Source organism: Gordonia aichiensis NBRC 108223, assembly GCF_000332975.1.
GTDB lineage: Bacteria > Actinomycetota > Actinomycetes > Mycobacteriales > Mycobacteriaceae > Gordonia > Gordonia aichiensis.
This window is the reverse complement of sequence record NZ_BANR01000003.1, coordinates 163,315-179,127: the sequence shown is the minus strand read 5'-3', so window position 1 is coordinate 179,127 and position 15,813 is coordinate 163,315. Positions and strand designations below refer to the sequence as shown.

General features: G+C 65.8%; 15 protein-coding genes. 3 read left to right on the top strand and 12 right to left on the bottom strand.

Annotated elements, in window-relative coordinates; genetic code table 11:
* Nucleotides 1-56: 56 nt before the first annotated feature.
* The 8 genes from GOACH_RS02350 to GOACH_RS02315 form a co-directional block, all read right to left on the bottom strand.
* Nucleotides 57-284, bottom strand: a complete 228-nt coding sequence (locus GOACH_RS02350) for a hypothetical protein (RefSeq protein ID WP_005169905.1) — start codon at nt 282-284, stop codon at nt 57-59.
* A gap of 85 nt (nt 285-369) precedes the next feature.
* On the bottom strand, nt 370-2,049 hold the full coding sequence (locus GOACH_RS02345; RefSeq protein ID WP_005169902.1) for a hypothetical protein: 1,680 nt from the start codon (nt 2,047-2,049) through the stop codon (nt 370-372).
* 375 nt (nt 2,050-2,424) lie between these two features.
* On the bottom strand, nt 2,425-2,772 hold the full coding sequence (locus tag GOACH_RS02340) for a hypothetical protein (RefSeq protein ID WP_040517476.1): 348 nt from the start codon (nt 2,770-2,772) through the stop codon (nt 2,425-2,427).
* Nucleotides 2,773-2,936: 164 nt separating this feature from the next.
* Nucleotides 2,937-4,625 (bottom strand): allophanate hydrolase, encoded by a 1,689-nt coding sequence (atzF, locus tag GOACH_RS02335; protein WP_005169899.1) that lies wholly within the window; start codon nt 4,623-4,625, stop codon nt 2,937-2,939.
* Nucleotides 4,622-6,685: a 5-oxoprolinase/urea amidolyase family protein gene (locus GOACH_RS02330; protein ID WP_005169897.1), complete on the bottom strand. Its 2,064-nt coding sequence runs from the start codon at nt 6,683-6,685 to the stop codon at nt 4,622-4,624. The genes atzF and GOACH_RS02330 overlap by 4 nt, the downstream gene beginning before the upstream one ends.
* A 30-nt stretch (nt 6,686-6,715) precedes the next feature.
* Nucleotides 6,716-7,384, bottom strand: a complete 669-nt coding sequence (locus GOACH_RS02325) for an urea amidolyase associated protein UAAP2 (protein ID WP_005169894.1) — start codon at nt 7,382-7,384, stop codon at nt 6,716-6,718.
* 63 nt (nt 7,385-7,447) lie between these two features.
* Complete coding sequence (locus GOACH_RS02320; RefSeq protein ID WP_005169891.1) at nt 7,448-8,299, bottom strand: urea amidolyase associated protein UAAP1; 852 nt, start codon at nt 8,297-8,299, stop codon at nt 7,448-7,450.
* A 50-nt stretch (nt 8,300-8,349) separates the two neighbouring features.
* Nucleotides 8,350-9,906, bottom strand: coding sequence for an amino acid permease (locus tag GOACH_RS02315; RefSeq protein ID WP_005169881.1), 1,557 nt, complete (start codon nt 9,904-9,906; stop codon nt 8,350-8,352).
* A gap of 259 nt (nt 9,907-10,165) precedes the next feature.
* Between GOACH_RS02315 and GOACH_RS02310 the strand changes: the two genes are divergently transcribed.
* Nucleotides 10,166-10,810 carry a TetR/AcrR family transcriptional regulator gene (locus GOACH_RS02310; protein ID WP_005169880.1) on the top strand — a complete coding sequence of 215 codons (645 nt, stop codon included), beginning with the start codon at nt 10,166-10,168 and terminating at the stop codon, nt 10,808-10,810.
* A gap of 3 nt (nt 10,811-10,813) precedes the next feature.
* Here the strand turns inward: GOACH_RS02310 and GOACH_RS02305 are convergent, their stop codons facing one another.
* Nucleotides 10,814-11,320 carry a DUF4188 domain-containing protein gene (locus GOACH_RS02305; RefSeq protein ID WP_005169879.1) on the bottom strand — a complete coding sequence of 169 codons (507 nt, stop codon included), beginning with the start codon at nt 11,318-11,320 and terminating at the stop codon, nt 10,814-10,816.
* Between the two features lie 49 nt (nt 11,321-11,369).
* Here GOACH_RS02305 and GOACH_RS02300 point away from each other — a divergent pair, with 49 nt between their 5' ends.
* Complete coding sequence (locus GOACH_RS02300; RefSeq protein ID WP_005169871.1) at nt 11,370-11,993, top strand: TetR/AcrR family transcriptional regulator; 624 nt, start codon at nt 11,370-11,372, stop codon at nt 11,991-11,993.
* Between the two features lie 10 nt (nt 11,994-12,003).
* Nucleotides 12,004-12,507 (top strand): MarR family transcriptional regulator, encoded by a 504-nt coding sequence (locus tag GOACH_RS02295; RefSeq protein WP_005169857.1) that lies wholly within the window; start codon nt 12,004-12,006, stop codon nt 12,505-12,507.
* Between the two features lie 178 nt (nt 12,508-12,685).
* On the opposite strand, the gene GOACH_RS02290 is transcribed toward GOACH_RS02295, so the two are convergent.
* The 3 genes from GOACH_RS02290 to GOACH_RS02280 form a co-directional block, all read right to left on the bottom strand.
* Nucleotides 12,686-13,555, bottom strand: coding sequence for a type IV toxin-antitoxin system AbiEi family antitoxin domain-containing protein (locus GOACH_RS02290; protein ID WP_040517631.1), 870 nt, complete (start codon nt 13,553-13,555; stop codon nt 12,686-12,688).
* A gap of 161 nt (nt 13,556-13,716) precedes the next feature.
* The gene (gene mmsB, locus GOACH_RS02285) at nt 13,717-14,586 is read right to left on the bottom strand and encodes a 3-hydroxyisobutyrate dehydrogenase (RefSeq protein WP_005169855.1); all 870 of its coding nucleotides are present in this window, start codon (nt 14,584-14,586) and stop codon (nt 13,717-13,719) included.
* A 46-nt stretch (nt 14,587-14,632) separates the two neighbouring features.
* Nucleotides 14,633-15,811 (bottom strand): acyl-CoA dehydrogenase family protein, encoded by a 1,179-nt coding sequence (locus GOACH_RS02280; RefSeq protein WP_005169854.1) that lies wholly within the window; start codon nt 15,809-15,811, stop codon nt 14,633-14,635.
* Nucleotides 15,812-15,813 lie beyond the last annotated feature (2 nt).

Below are 15,813 nucleotides of genomic sequence, written 5' to 3'. Positions count from 1 at the left end.
CTGCGTCGGTGGCTCCACTGTAGCCAACGGGACTGTAGCCAACGGGCTACCGACGGTCAGTCGTCGCGCCTCGGGGGTTCCTCTTCGTCGACGTCGAGTTGCTGGTCGACGTAGTCAGCACTCGGAACGTCGTCGGATTGCGGTGGTTCGACACCTGCAAGAGGATCGACGAACGCGTCGAGCGGAGCATCGTCAACACGTGACTCGCCCGGCTCGTCGTCGAGTGGCGCTTCGGGATCGACAACGCCCTCTGGCAGGTTGTCGCCAGAGATCGGTTCGCTCATCGTCATCTCCTCGTGTCGAGTGATCGGCCTCTTCCGTTCTAACAAACTCGACGGCGGCGACAACCCGGGCGGAACGTCGATGCGGCTACTCGGCGTTCGCGGAGGACGCTGAGGAACTCGTCTCGGCGTGGCTTACCGCACCGGCCTGACCTGCTGCACCAGTGTGACTTTCAGCGCCGGAGTGGCTCCCTGCTCTCTCCTGACTGCCTGTTCCGTCCTGGCTGCTGGCTCCGACCTGTCCTCCGGTGTCGGTCGAGCGGTGCTTGCCGACGTAATCGTCGGGTGAGCGGTGCTTGCCGACGTAGGCGGAAGCCCCGCCGTCGACCTGTGTCGTGTTCGGTGAATCTGCCCCGGCCTGTGACGCCGGGTCAGACGACACCTCGCGTTGCGCCTGCGGGCGCGACGCATCCTCGTCATGCGAATCCGCTTGCGCAGGGGCCGTTTGTGAGTCAGCCGAAGGTACAGAAACCGATACGTCATCGGTTTCTTGTGCAGCCGTGTTGTTTTCAGAAGCCGGTGTGGTCGAATTGTCGACGGCCGACGCCGCAGCCGCGCGTGTCGGAACAACGGCGTCGCCGCTGGTGGCGCGCAAGGCCGTGATCTGGCCAGCGGACCGCGCCGCACTGCCCGTTTCGCCGAAGGGGCCCACCGACGGCAGGCCGAACGGAAATGCGATCGCCGGGATGTCTACGGTCGGCAGGAGTTGCGCGGTGTCGACGTCGCCGAACGTGATGACCGGAATCCCCAGATGATTCGGCTTGGCCTTGCCGTTATCGTTGACGTTCACGAGCGGGTTGAACGTGATCGACGACCCTAGCCAATGCACCACGATGGGCGCTTGCGTGCCGTAATCACTTGTGAGCGTGAACAAGACAGGGAGACCGTACGCATCAGTCCGGTCACCGCCGACCGTCAGGCGGGTGAAGTCTTTGCTGAGCCAGGGTGTTTCGCCATTCAGAAGCGCCCTGAGCACATCCGTGAACACCCCGGCCGGGTCTGAGATGACGGCGGTCGGGTCGGTGAGCGCGAACTGCACTTCGGGTGTCGTCAACTTCGTCTTGTTGGCGGCGAGTTCGTTGTAGCGGAAGTCGAACGTGCCCGCGACGTTGGCGCACGCTCCCACTCCCTCGGCATAGGCGGCAGTCGCTCCGCCGTAACAGCCCACCGACTTGATTCCTGGAACGAGCGGCGCTCCGGGGCCGCCGTACCAAAGCGTCACGTCAGTGGTGTCCGTCGTCCACGCGTTGGCCATCCCCAGAACGGCGAACGACCACGCGGTGCGGCCGTCGGTGGCACCCGCAGTTGCAAGGCTTACCGGCAGGAACGCGATCGCGGTCGCTTTACCTTCACGTGCCGCGAGCGCGAACTCATACCCTGATCCCCTCACAACAGCCGAGCCGTGCGACTTGTTGTTGTCGCTCGGGACCACCGAGACCTCGTCGGGAAGGACGACCGCGATACCCAGCTTCGACGCATCGCTACAGTTCGCGTTTCCTCTCTTCTCGCCGTTCGCGCACACGTCGACGTTCCAGAAGGCGGCAATGTCACCGGCACCTGTGACGATTGCGTTGACCACATCGTCGGTCACACCAGCCTCCGCCTGCCCCGCCCCGACGGTCTGTCCGAAGCCGAGTGTCGCGACGGCAGCGACCGCAACGGCGCCTGCCGCGGTGCGCTCGGCAGCCTTGCGCTTGCGGCGTCGACCCTGCTTTTCTGCTCGACGCACTCCACTGCGCTGCGCATCGTTGACCGCCGACTGAGCCATGTGACTGTGATCCCCTCTGTGACATTCGCCCCGGTGTGAAGCACTCGGACCAGGAGAATTGAATCACCGCACATCGGACGAAACAGCCTGTTTGCTGAAAATCTGACATCGGTTCGCCCTGATCTCCTAGTTGACGATGAACGCAGCAAAGCAACACGGGGAGAGACGATTTCGGTCTACACCCGTACACAAATTCGCAACACGAACGAACCCTGCGCAGCCTGGAGCTCTACACCCTCGCAGCCCCTCAGTGCGGTGGATCAGCCGCCTCCATGAGGCGGTCGGCCGATGATGCCGACCGCCTCACGTCCGCTCGGCGCATCTATGGAGTTCTCAACGATCGAGCGCGGTCCGTGTGTGAACGGGCGCGCGGGTTCACGGTTGTGCTCGTGTTCGTCGTATCAGGCTGCGGTGGAGAGTCTTTCGATACTCATCGTACGTCGGTGGTATGACATGATCGGCTCGCGACGAGGTCGACAGTGGACGTCGAGCAGTGGCTTCGGCGACGGCGCCCATGAACGGCAGCGACGACGTAACCGGAGTGGCCGCCGGAATGGTGAGCGCCAACTGGGCGGGGACGGCCGGCCCGGTGAACAACGGCCCGATCCCGTTGTCGGCGTCCGTCTCCGACGACACTGCAGCTGCCGCGAGAGATCGCACACCAACGCGATCGCGTCCGCGAGTGTGGCGGTTATCCGGGACGATGTCGCCGAATTCGGTCATACCACCCACGGTACACGAATATACGTTCGATATAAGCGATGTTTTTGCTGGTAGAGCGCTTGTGGACAACCCACTTGGGACGCCCGATCCTGTCGGTGGCAGGTGCGATGGACGGACGGTCCTGGGCCCTGACTGCTCTGGACGTGCGGTTCTCCGCCTCGACGTCACCACCGCGTCCTATCGAGGGGCTCACCCTGCTCGCTCGATTCGACGTCGCATCCGAATCCGACCACCCAGCGACCGTCGGAGAGTTCGATCTTGCCCAGCATCATCGGCTGCGGGAGCGCGGCGAGGAACTCACCGAGCGCGGCGGGCGACAGCACCCAGCACTCCCCCTCGATGGACCGGCCATCGACGCTGTCGCGGACCAGGCCCGGCTTCGGCGGTGTCGTGTCCAGTGCCACAAGGCGATACGACGCTGCTGTCCGCACCTCACCGTTCCAGTGCGCGCCGCGATCACTGAGCTCGGGGGTCAACGGCCCACCCCGCATGTGCGCTCCGAACACGGCGAGCTCGACCGACGGCGCCACGTGTTCCGGCCATGCCGAGCCAGTCACCGCCGGGGAATCCCGTCCCACAGTCAATGTCGACATCTCCCATCGCCGAGCGAGGTCGACGAGAACCGCGTCCTCGTGTGCATTCGCGAGAAGAGTGATCCCGAATTGCGCCTGCGTCCCGTCGGCCTCGTCGACGACGCCCGCCGGAACGGCCAACGCACACAGGTCGAACAGATTGCAGAAGTTGGTGTAGGTACCCATCCGACTGTTGACACCGACCGGATCGTCGGCCACCTCGTCGATTCGCGGATGGCAGGGTGCTGTAGGCACCATGAGAGCCGTCGCGTCACCCCACGCCTCCATCGCCGTCGACCTCAGTCCGGCGAGTCGGCGTCGGAGGCGCAGCAGGTCGACCGCCGTGTAGCCGGATGCCTTCGTCACGATCTGCGCCACAACGGGATCAAGTCCGACGTCTGCGGAATCGGCTGCACCGTCGACGAACTCACCGACGGCATCGTATCGCTGGGCGACGAGCGCATCCTCGTACAGCAGTTTCGCTGCGGCGAGAAAGGGTGCGAGGTCGATCGTCTTGATCGTGAAGCCCGCAGCCTCGGCGGCGGCCACTGCCTCGCCGAACGCCGCGCGCCAGCGGTCGTCGAGTTCCGGCAGCTCCGCGGGAACCGCGATCGTGGGCGCCTCCGGTGCCGCGAACGGTGTTGCGCGCGAGAAGGGCCGCGGCCCCGTGGCCTCGGCCATCACGCCGGTCGCCAGGTCCGCGAGCTCGAGGCTCGCTGCAAAGATGGTCGGGACGTCGTACTCGGCGCACGCGGGAACGATGCCGTCGGTCGCGATCGCGCCGACAGTAGGTTTCACACCTACGATGCCCTGCAGCCCGGCGGGCACACGTCCCGATCCGGCGGTGTCGGTACCGATGGCTATATCGGCGAAGCCGAGCGCCACGGCGACGGCCGATCCTGAACTCGATCCTCCCGAGATCCGCTCGGGGCGTCGTGAATCACGCACCGCGCCATACGGACTACGCGTTCCGCCGAGACCGGTGGCGAACTGATCGAGGTTGGTCTTGCCGAGGACGATCGCTCCTGCCCGACGAAGTGCTGCGACGACAGGCGCGTCGACCTCAGGTGTGTACGCATATCCGGGGCATGCTGCCGTGGTAGGCATTCCGGCGACGTCGACGTTGTCCTTGACCGCGAGGATGATTCCGGCGAGCGGGCCGCCGTCGCGGAGCGAACGATCGTAGTCCACCGCGACGTCCTCCCGCGCGCGCAGCGAGATGAACACCTCGGGGCGGTCGGCTGCGGCGATCCGGGCGTAGATCTCGTCGACCTTGCTCATGCGACCTTGTCCTTCGGCTCGTCACCTTCGCTAGCGGCGGTCTGGCCCATCGCGGGCGACGTGAATTCACCTGCAAGAGACCACCTCTCGCGCTCCTCGGCGCGCGCCTGTTCCATCAGGACGCGGGATGACGCGATATCGTCCGCGTTGTCGGCGAGGAAGCGCTCGTGTTCGGCGAGCGAGAACGTGCCCTCGGTGATGCGGACGCTGTCACCGCGTCCTGCAGCGACATCGGCGCGCATGTCCAACAGTTCATCGGCACTCACCGGATACCACTTGATTCGGTCGAAGAAGCGGAGAAGCCACGGGTGCTCCGGTTCGAAGCCCGGGGCCTGCTGCGGGTATCGGTGATTCCACACCTGCGTTGTGCGGCCGACGAACTGGTAGCCGCCCGGCCCTTCCATGCCATAGATGCACAGGTAGGCGCCTCCGATCCCTACGGCGTTCTCCGGCGTCCAGGTTCGCGCGGGATTGTATTTCGTGGTGACGAGGCGATGCCGCGGGTCCAGCGGAACCGCAACCGGCGCTCCAAGATAGACATCGCCGAGACCGAGAACGAGGTAGTCGGCGTCGAACACGATGCGATGGACGTCGTCGACCGAGTCGAGCCCGTTCATACGGCGGATGAACTCGATGTTCCATGGGCACCACGGGGCGTCTCCCCGTACGCCGAGCATGTAGCGCTCGATCGCCTCGCGCGTCGCGGGGTCGTCCCACGACAACGGCAGGTGCACCGTGCGACTGGGTACCACGAGCTCCGAGGCGGCCGGCAGTTGACTTTCGCATTCGATCAGCCAGTCCCGCATGGGTCGTTGCGACCATATCGTCGGGTCCGCCTTCACCTGTAGCGATCTGATCCCTGGCGTCAGGTCGATCAGTCCCGCGGGGTTCTCCGCCTCGATGCGCTCGGCCAGTGCGTGCACGCGCGCACGGAGCGCGAGGTCCAGACGCATGTCGCCGTACTCGACGAGGATGTTGTCGTCACCGCTGCGGCGGTAGGTCACCGAGGTCGTGCCGTCGGCGGTGGTCGTGGTACCGAGGATTCCGCTGTCACTATCGCCCCCGCGGGAAAGGACGTCGACGAAGCATGCTCGGCGCGCAAGGCCCAGTTCGGCCGGCGATGCCGTCTCATCCGCCTTGACGGCAACAAAACGGAGTGTGTCGCCGGGTTTGAGCTGTCCCAGCTTCCACCGCTCAGCGGCGGTCACCGTCACGGGGCATACGAAGCCGCCAAGACTCGGACCGTCCGGACCGAGCAGAATCGGTGTGTCGCCGGTGAAGTCGAGCGCGCCGACGGAGTACGCGTTGTCGTGGATGTTGGACGGGTGCAACCCGGCTTCGCCACCGTCCGTGCGCGCCCACCGCGGTTTGGGACCCACCAGGCGGATACCCGTGCGGTCTGAGTTGAAGTGGACCTGGTAGTCGGTGCCCATGATCTCGTCGATGTCGGTGGGCGTGAAGAACTCGGGCGCCGAGTGCGGTCCGACGGTCACACCGAGTTGCCACGAGTTGGTGAATGCGGGCTGCTCCTCGGTGAGAATCCGGGTGGCGCTCACGGTCGGCATCCCCGCGCGCGCCAGACCGTCGCCGTCGGCGAGCACGCGGCCCTCGATCCCGCCGAACCTGCCCATCGTGAACGTGGATCTGCTGCCCAGGTAGCGCTGTGCCTCCACACCGCCCGAGATCGCGATGTACACGCGCAATCCGAGCGTACCGACAGCACCGACATCGAGCACGCTTCCGGCGGACACCGCGATCGGAACCCAGTGCGGCACAGCGCGCCCGTCGAGTGTGACCGGGGCGGGTGCCCCGGTGACCGCGACGGTCGCCGACGTCGCGAACCGCAGACGCGGTCCTATCATCGTCGCCTCGAGACCCGCTGCGCCGGCCGGGTTCCCGACGGCCATGTTCGCGAGCCGGAAGGAGAGGTCGTCCATCGGACCCGACGGCGGTACCCCGACCTTCCAGTAGCCGACTCGGCCGGGCCAGTCCTGGATGGTGGTCATCGGTCCGGCGCGGAGCACCTCGACGGCGTCTGGCTGAGTGGTGTTGCTGTTCATCTCGTCTCCTCGGACGCGGGCGTCGTCGACTCAGCTGCGCGGTCGCGTGACGATGACGCGGACGGCGCTCGGGTCGAATCCGTTGCAGGGGTTGTTGATCTGCGGGCAGTTGGAGACGAGCACAAGCGTGTCGACCTCAGCGCGAAGCGCCAGACGCTTGCCGGGAGCCGACAGACCGTCGACGATCCCGAGTGCGCCGTCGGGATCGACGGGGACGTTCATGAAGAAATTGACGTTGCCGACGAGATCCCGCTTGCCCAGACCGTGCCGCGAGCCGCCGATGAGAAAGTTCTCGACGCACGCGTGCTGATGTTTGGTGTGGTGGCCGTAGCGCAGGGTGTTGGACTCCTGCGAGCAGGCGCCGCCAAGGGTGTCGTGGTTGCCGACCTCGTCGGCGACGATCGTCATCATCGGCTGCGACTCCTGGTCGCGGATGACCGTTCCGGTCGTGAGGAAGATATTGCCCTGCGCGGCAATGGTCGTCTGCGCGGAGTAGCGGATCGAGTGATCGTGGCCGCCGTAGAAGAGTGTGTCGACGGCCTGATTGCCGTGCAGGTCGACGATCGTGAGGACGTCGCCCGCGGCAACGACTTCCGACCAGGGCGCGCGTTCCGCGACGACGCCGTCGTAGATCACGTCACCGCCTACGAGCGCGAGGTCGGCGGCGGGGGCTGTGGTGTGGTCGATCGTGGTGGTCATGCTTGGTCCTTGGGTGTGGGGTGGTGTTGACGCCGCTCGGGTGGGCGACTCAACCTGCGGTGGTCAGAAATGCGTTGCGCCGTATGCGTCTTCACTGTTCCTGACAGCGCGCTGGTACTCGGGATCACGGTCGGCGACATCGGCGAGCAGGGCGTCGAGATCGTCGGTTGCCTTCCAGGCGAGCACTTCGAGCGGCCCTGAGCGGAAGCTCGGTGCGGGGTCGAGGGGATGTGCGGTGTTGGCGAATGCGACGATGCACGGCAGATGCAGGAGCAGGTCGACACTGGTGTCGGCCCCGGCACTGCCCTGGAACTCGAACGATCCGTCGTCGCCGACTCTGACCCCCTCGAAGAATGAGAGCGACGGCGCGACATCGGTCGGAGTCAGGCCGTTCTTGGCAGCCGCGAGCTTGAGGAGTTCGCGGCCCGCGGGTGTTGCCGAATGTGGGTTGCCGTCACCATATTTCGCGACATTGTCGGCGAGGGTTGTCGTGCCGGTCAGCGCATCATGGCGCGCACTGCGGTCATGGACGACCGTGGCGAGCACCCGACCCTGATCGCTCAGCAGCGGATGCCCGGTGGTGAGGTAGGCCTGCCAGGGCACCTTGACGGTGTCGGCGATGTTCAGCCGCTCCCACGTCGCGTCGGCGCGCCACAGCAGCAGGTGGGCGCAGGCGTCGCCGGTGATGTCGCGCAACCGGATTCGCGTTCCGCGCGCGAGCACCTTGGTCGTGTACCTACCCCCGGGCACCGTTTCGGCCCAGACCAACGACTTCGGATCGACGTCGGCGGGCGGCGTGGGCCAGTCGGTCGCGGGCACCACGGGCATGGAGTCTGTGATGGCGCCGGCCTGCGATCGCGCGTGGGCTTTGGCGCCTGCGGTCGAGGCAGTGGAGGTAGTTGTCGAGTTGGTCATGATGACCCCTTTCGGGAATGTGTCGATGAATGTGTCGTCGCAAGAAGCGATCACACGGGTGCGGTAACCGGCTTGGGATGCGCTTTGCCGCGCGGGTAGCACGCGATACCCACCAGAACCGTGGCCGCGATGCAGATGGGGCCGGCCCACCGCAGGATCGGCATCTCCCCGGTCGGGTCGAAGACCTCGGCGCGCGGCCACGCCAGATTGATCACCATGAGCGACCCGTAGGCGACGGCGAGCAGGTTGACCACGATGCCGAACGGTCCGAGCCCGAACAGCTTCTTGCCCTCGGCGTCGACCTGCACGCCTCCGGAGGGCCAGCCCTTGAAGCGGCGGTAGAGCATCGGGGCGGTCACCGCGAGGTACGCGAGGTAGATCAGGATGATGCAGACACTCGCCAGCGTGGCGAAAATGGCCGAGTTGCCGACGTTGACGACCAGGATCGCGATGCACAGCACACCGATGAGAATCGACGGCAGAATCGGTGTTCCGGTTCGGCTGTTGACATGAGCGAGTCTGGCCGAGAACGGAAGTCGTCCGTCACGCGCCATCGAGAACATCAGCCGCGAGCACGCCGTCTGGATGGCAAGGGTGCAGATGAAGATGGCCACCGCGACGTCGCACAACAGCACCTTGCCCCAGAAACTGCCGAGGACCGAGTCGAGTACGTACGGCAGACCGCCCGTGGCGAGTTCGTCGTCGAGTGTCGGCGCGGCCATCAACGCACCGAGAAGCATGAGTCCGCCGCCGATCGCCGACATGGTCAGTGCCATCCGGATGGTGCGCGGCGCGACGCGGCGCGGGTTGCGGGTTTCCTCGGCAAGTTCGCCCGCCGAGCCGAATCCGACCATCACGTAGGCAGCCATGAGACCGGAAACGATGAACGCCCAGATGTAGCCCGGTTGCTGTCCCGGCGCGCCGGTGTCGAAGACGACCCCCGGCCCACGCTTGGCGTGAGTGAACAAGGCGAGCACCACCGCGACGACACCCACCAGCTCACAGGTGACACCGATGCTGTTGACCCGGCTCATCCACCTGACGCCGATGCAGTTGATCGCGGTCACGGCGATCAACAGGACCGAGCCGAGCAGGACGGCGTTCGCCGCGCCCGACGTGGAGGTGAGGGTGGGGTCGTCGCCGATGATCTGGAAGCCGCTCCACACACTGGGCAGCACCACCTGCAGCGCGATGGCCGCAGCCGAGGCGGTGACAATCTGAGCGATCATCATGAACCAGCCACCGAACCAGCCGATGACCTCGCCGCCCATCCTGCGCGACCACTGATAGATCGCCCCGGAGATCGGATACCGCGCAGCGATCTCAGCAAAGCAGAGCGCAACGAGGAACTGACCCGCGTAGACGATCGGCCAGGTCCAGAAGAAGGCGGGGCCGCCGAAACCGAAGCCGAGTCCGAAGAGCTGGAAGATCGTCGTCAGGATCGAGACGAAGGAGAACCCCGCCGCGAACGAGGCGAACTTGCCGAGCGAACGGTGCAGTTGTTGGTCGTAGCCGAACTCTGAGAGATCGTCGGCGTCGGCGCCTGATGTCGGGGTGGGAGCCACTGTGAATGTCGGATCCGCGGGCGGTTGTGCGGTGGAGGTCATCGATCCAGTCCTTTGCGGTGAGGCTCCACGGTGAGCGGTTTATCTGCCAGATGACAGATAACGCTCGTGCTTTTTCTATCGAGTGACAGATTTGTTGCCGACATGGAAACGCGCGCTACGAACGTGTTACGCGACGCAGATCCGCCTCACCCTCGGACCTGCGAGCCCTCCCTGTCCGCTCGACTAGACTCGACGCGTCCGATCTCGTCGGATGACCGCCTCAGAGAGAGTCGACGACACATCAGCAGGAAAGCGTGACATGAGTAGTGCCTCCCCGTCGGGCCGCGCGGCGGCCGGCCCCGGCAGGCCGCGACTCGTCGAACAGCGCAGGCGGGGTGCCACCGCACGCGAGGAGATTCTCGACGCCGCGGCCGAACTCTTCTGTCGGCACGGGTACACCGGGACGTCGACCCGCATGATCGCCGAAGCCGTCGGCATCCGCCAGGCGTCGATGTACCACTATTTCAAGACCAAGGACGACATCCTCGCCGCGCTGCTCGACGCGACCGTCGTCGGTTCCCTGGATCGGGCACGAGAGCTGCTGTCCGACGACCGCGCACCGCTCGACAGGCTCCTCGACCTCGCCCGATTCGACGTCGCCCAGCTCGTCGACGAACGCTGGAACCTGGGGTCGCTGTACCTGCTGCCGGAGGTCGGCGACGAGCGCTACGTCGAATTCCGTTCCGCACGAACAGAACTCGCCGCAGCATACGAAACTCTCGCGTCCGCGGTTCTCGACGACCCAGCCGACACCCGCAGCCTTCTACCCTTCCGGCTCGTCGAATCGGTCATCATGCTGCGATCCGACGAGCAGCGCGGCGACCTCGGCGACCGCACCGCCGCCCAACTCGCCGACACGATTGTCGGCGCGATCGAGATGCTGCTCACCCACGAGAAGCGCTGACCGTCAGCGCGACACTGGGCACCCGCCGCGCGCATCTGCGTTCTCGGCAAGCCTGCCCCTCGCCGTGGCGTGAGCGCCGTCTACCGGAATGGCGCCGAAGGCCCGCGCCAATCCCCAGGACGGCATCGCATAGCTGATCGACTCATGGTCGCCGATCACGTATGTCTCGTGCCAGATCCCGACATCGTCTCGCCCGCGAACATTGGCGTTGAACCAGCGCCATGCAGGTAGGTGAGGAGCCGCGGGGTCAGAGGCAAAATTCTGCAACGCTTCCGGCGATTTCCAATAGGACAGGACCATGGGTGAAGGCCCCAAATAAAGCCGATAAACCAGCATTCCCTTGTCACGATGCCGACGCAGATGCCACAGCATCCGTGGCATCGCAACGAACACGTAGAACCACGACCGCACCCTCAGCGGGCGGTTGATCCGCATCCCGATGAGAAACAATGCAGCACCGTCGGGAGGCGTCACATTGGTCATCCGTGGGATCTCGTCGACTTTGGACATGACGACCTCCAGAATTGGTAACACTGTTACAGAACGATGTTATGAAACAATGTACGTCATGGCAAGACCCAAGGTTCACACCGTCGAGTTGCGCGACCGACTGCTCGACCTGGCAGTAGACATCACGGCAAACGACGGCTTCGGCGCCTTGACTGTGCGAACCGTCGCCAGCGCCGCCGGGACGTCGACCACTGCCGTCTACTCCTTGTTCGGCAGCATGGCCGACCTCCAGGTGGGGGTGCTCGTCCGCGCATTCGACAGCTTCGCGTCGGCACAGGAATCGGTGGGCGCATCCGACGTCCCCGAGCGCGACATCGCAGGTCTCGGCATGACGTACGTGCAATGGGCACTGAACAATCCACGACTCTTCGCGGTCATGTTCTCGCCCACCGTCGCCGGGCTCACGCCGACAGCAGAACTCGACGAGGCTGCAGCGCGGGCAATCGCCCCTCTCGACGATGCGGTTCGCCGCGCGATCGAGTCCGGGGTGCTGCGACGTGTCGAGCCTTCGACGATCGTCGTCTCGCTGTGGTCGAGCGTGCACGGACTCTCGCAACTGCTCCTTGCGGGACTGGTGCCGGCAGAGGCCGATCCCGCGGCCGCGGCATTGGCCGTGATCGACGGATGGCGCGCCGAACCGGCAACAACGTCTGACGATCCACAGGCCGGATAGGCTGACGCCCATGGCTGGTCACAGTATGGAGTTCGACCCGATCGCCGAGGCGAAGGCCAATTGGACCTCGGCCGGGTGGGGCGACGTCGCCGAGGGGATGGTCGCGGTCACATCGGTGATGCGGGCCCACCAGATTCTGCTGGCCCGGGTCGAAACAGCTCTCCGCCCTTACGATCTGACGTTCTCACGCTTCGAACTGCTTCGGCTACTGGCCTTCTCACGCACCGGCTCCCTGCCGATCACCAAGGCGAGCGACCGTCTGCAGGTGCACGTCACGAGCGTCACCCACGCGATTCGACGACTCGAGGAGGCGCAGCTCGTGCGACGGCTCCCCCACCCCACCGACGGACGCACAACCCTTGTGGAGATCACCGAGCTGGGACGCTCGACGGTCGAGGATGCCACGACGACTCTCAACCGCGAGGTCTTCGCCGATGTCGGTATGGACGAGTCCGAGATCGGCGGACTGGTCTCGGCGATCCAGTCGCTGCGCCATCACGCGGGGGACTTCTGACTCGCGGTCGTCGCCGATCCGTATGACGGGCACCCCGGTTTCGCGGGCTGATTGTCATACTGCCGCAGAGCGTCGTCGATCCGTATGACGGGCACCCCGGATGTGCGGGCCTACCGTCATACGGATCACTCCGCTGGGCCGCTGGCTCGAGTTCGGAGCCCGAATCGTCGTCGTGAGTTCACGCCGCCGAGCGGTCGAGCGCGGCCGCGATCAGGTTGATCACGTGGTCGGGACGTTCTACCAGGTCGGCCCAGGTGAAGTTCAGCACCGTCCAGCCACGGGCGATCAGTGCATTGCGACGGGTGCGGTCATGCTGAAACGCCTTGGCGTCGCGGTGATACGCAAAACCGTCGACCTCGACGGCGAGCTTTGCTGCCGGAAAGGCGACGTCGATGACGTACCCGCCCTCTGGCAGGTTCGCGACCCACCCGGTGATGCCTGCCCCGTCCAGGATCGACGTCATGACCCGCTCGGCCGCTGACCGCGTACCGTCGGCGAGGAGGTCGAGGTAGCCGCGTACCAGCGGCGCACCGTGACGCCCCGGGTAGCGGGCGTGCGCGGCGTCGAGGGAGTCGAGCGTCACCCGCCCGGATAGCAGCGCCGAATCCATGAACGACAGCCCCAGTACTACCGCAGCCTCCAGCACGGTGAGGTCGGTCGACGTGGTCCGGAGTCCTTCGTGCACAACGATGTCGGCGTCGTCGAGCACCCGGTAGCGGCGCACCGCGGTCGCCGACGACCGTCGCGCCCGCCCGCGGGTGCGGGTGAAGACCAGGTGCTTGCGTGGTTCGTCGGGGCATAGGCCGAGCCACCAGGCCGCAGCGGCACCTCCGAGTACGGCGTCGCGGTGCACCGAGAGCACGGCGATCCGCGCCTGGGCCCGAGCTCCCCGCGCGTGCCCTGCGACGAGGTACACGCCCGGCGCCGCTTCGCGCCATGCACCGGAAACGACGCGGCGGCTGATTGCCGAGGTGCTCAGCCCGCAGGCGCGAGCCTCAGCTGCGCTGAACACTCCATCACGCCGCACCGACAACTCGTGTATGTCCATGCGGACTTGGACGCGCGCGACCCCGATCTGGTTCCGTTGCGCCGAACGCGAGGCGCCACCGCGACGCACCACACACAGCATCCGGATCCGTATGACGCACGGCCCGATTTTCCGGGCAGCGCGTCATACGGATCCGCGGCGTCTGGTGCCGCGGCTGCAGGTCAGCGCAGCGTCGTGATGATCGCCGAGAAGTCCAGGTCGGAATGCTGCTCGGCGAACGACTTGTACAGCGCGGCCGCGTGCTCGCCGAGCGGTGCGCGTGACCCGGTGTCGGCGATGGCGTCGAGCGCGAGGCCGAGGTCCTTGTTCATCAGAGCAGTCGCAAAGCCCGGCTTGAACTCGTTGTTCGCGGGCGATGTGGGCTGCGGCCCCGGGACCGGACAGTTCGTCTCGATCGCCCAACAGTTTCCGGTCGCTCCGGTCACCACGTCGTAGAGTGCGTCGTCCGACAGGCCCAGCTTCTCCGCGAGCACGAATGCCTCGCCGACCGCGATCTGCTGCACCGCAAGCAGCATGTTGTTGCACACCTTGGCAGCCTGGCCCGCGCCGGGCCCACCGCAGTGGATGATCTTGCCCGCCATGGCCTCCAGGGTGGGCCGTGCCGCAGCGAACGCCTCGTCGGTGCCTCCGACCATGAACGCCAACGTCCCTGCGACGGCACCTTTCACACCGCCCGAGACCGGGGCGTCGATCTGCGCGAACCCCTCTTCTGCTGCGCGCGAGTTGATCTCACGGGCATCGGCAACCGAGATCGTCGAGCTGTCGATGAGAAGCGCGCCCGTCAGTGTCGCGGGCAGGATCTCGTCGTACAGCTTCTTCACAATGGTCCCGTTAGGGAGCATCGTGATCACGACCTCGGCAACAGCGACGGCCTCGACAGCCGTCGGGAAGGTCGAGATTCCGTTGGCCTCTGCCGTCTTGACCGCCTCGGGCACGGGATCGAAGCCGTGCACCGTGTGGCCTGCCTTGACGAGGTTGGCGGCCATGGGTCCGCCCATGTTGCCGAGTCCGAGAAAGGCGATCGTCGTCATTGTCGATTCTCCTGAACTGAAGGTGGTTGTGCTGCTGGCTTGGTGGTCATGACTCGCGGAACCGTGTCGCCACCGACCGGCCGACCACGACGCGCATGATCTCGTTGGTTCCCTCGAGGATGCGGTGTACCCGTAGATCCCGGACGATCTTCTCGATGCCGTACTCGGTCAGGTAGCCGTATCCCCCGTGCAGTTGCAACGCCTGGTCGGCGACGGTGTAACAGGAGTCGGTGACGTACCGCTTGGCCATCGCGCACTGCTCCACCTTGTCGGGCGCATCTGCGTCGAGAGACGACGCCGCGTGCCACAGCATCAGCCGAGAGGTCTGCAGCGAGGTGGCCATGTCGGCAAGGGTGAAGCGGATCGTCGGCTCGTCGATCAGGTTGCTACCGAACGCCTTACGCGATGCGACGTAGGCCGCGGCCTTGTCGAAGGCGGCTTGGGCGCCACCGAGCGACGACGCCGCGATGTTCAGCCGACCTCCGTTGAGTCCGTTCATCGCGATACCGAAACCGATACCCTCCTGCCCACCGAGAAGGTTGGCTGCGGGCACGCGCACCTCGTCGAGGATGACCTGCGCTGTCGGCTGAGCGTGCCACCCCATCTTATGCTCCTGAGCCCCGAAGCTCAGTCCGTCAGAGCCGTTTTCGACGAGGAACGTCGAGATCCCCTTCGGCCCGTCGCCGCCGGTGCGCGCCATCACGACGTAGAGATCCGACGATCCGGCGCCGGAGATGAACTGCTTGACGCCGGTCAGCACGTACTGATCGCCGACCTTCTCCGCGCGTGTCGACAATGCTGCGGCATCGGAGCCCGCGCCCGGTTCGGTCAGGCAGTAGCTCGCGATGGTCTCCATGCCGGCCAATCGCGGGATCCACTGCGCACGTTGCTCGTCGGTGCCGTAGCTGTCGACCATCCAGGTGCACATGTTGTGGATGGAGAGGAATGCCGCGACCGCGGGGTCGGCGTAGGCGAGCTGCTCGAAGATCCGCACCCCGTCGAGCCGCCGTAGCCCGCTGCCGCCGACGTCTTCTGCGCAGTAGATGGCTCCCATGCCGAGTTCGGCGGCCTCACGCAGTTCGGCGACCGGGAAGTGATCGGTCGCATCCCATTCCAGTGCGTGCGGCGCAAGCTTTTTGGCGGCGAATGCCGCCGCGGTCTCGACGATGACACGCTCGTCGTCGTCGAGGCCGCCGGTCGGTATGGCGGATGTCGTGGTGGTCATCC

Excerpts from the sequence above, each read along its gene's own strand:
- GOACH_RS02315 (WP_005169881.1), bottom strand. The coding sequence starts at position 9,906 with ATGACCTCCACCGCACAACCGCCCGCGGATCCGACATTCACAGTGGCT.
- GOACH_RS02300 (WP_005169871.1), top strand. The coding sequence starts at position 11,370 with ATGTACGTCATGGCAAGACCCAAGGTTCACACCGTCGAGTTGCGCGAC.
- mmsB (WP_005169855.1), bottom strand. The coding sequence starts at position 14,586 with ATGACGACGATCGCCTTTCTCGGACTCGGCAACATGGGCGGACCCATG.
- GOACH_RS02280 (WP_005169854.1), bottom strand. The coding sequence starts at position 15,811 with ATGACCACCACGACATCCGCCATACCGACCGGCGGCCTCGACGACGAC.
- GOACH_RS02325 (WP_005169894.1), bottom strand. The coding sequence starts at position 7,384 with ATGACCACCACGATCGACCACACCACAGCCCCCGCCGCCGACCTCGCG.
- GOACH_RS02305 (WP_005169879.1), bottom strand. The coding sequence starts at position 11,320 with ATGTCCAAAGTCGACGAGATCCCACGGATGACCAATGTGACGCCTCCC.
- GOACH_RS02345 (WP_005169902.1), bottom strand. The coding sequence starts at position 2,049 with ATGGCTCAGTCGGCGGTCAACGATGCGCAGCGCAGTGGAGTGCGTCGA.
- GOACH_RS02340 (WP_040517476.1), bottom strand. The coding sequence starts at position 2,772 with ATGACCGAATTCGGCGACATCGTCCCGGATAACCGCCACACTCGCGGA.
- GOACH_RS02350 (WP_005169905.1), bottom strand. The coding sequence starts at position 284 with ATGAGCGAACCGATCTCTGGCGACAACCTGCCAGAGGGCGTTGTCGAT.
- atzF (WP_005169899.1), bottom strand. The coding sequence starts at position 4,625 with ATGAGCAAGGTCGACGAGATCTACGCCCGGATCGCCGCAGCCGACCGC.
- GOACH_RS02330 (WP_005169897.1), bottom strand. The coding sequence starts at position 6,685 with ATGAACAGCAACACCACTCAGCCAGACGCCGTCGAGGTGCTCCGCGCC.
- GOACH_RS02295 (WP_005169857.1), top strand. The coding sequence starts at position 12,004 with ATGGCTGGTCACAGTATGGAGTTCGACCCGATCGCCGAGGCGAAGGCC.
- GOACH_RS02320 (WP_005169891.1), bottom strand. The coding sequence starts at position 8,299 with ATGACCAACTCGACAACTACCTCCACTGCCTCGACCGCAGGCGCCAAA.
- GOACH_RS02310 (WP_005169880.1), top strand. The coding sequence starts at position 10,166 with ATGAGTAGTGCCTCCCCGTCGGGCCGCGCGGCGGCCGGCCCCGGCAGG.
- GOACH_RS02290 (WP_040517631.1), bottom strand. The coding sequence starts at position 13,555 with ATGGACATACACGAGTTGTCGGTGCGGCGTGATGGAGTGTTCAGCGCA.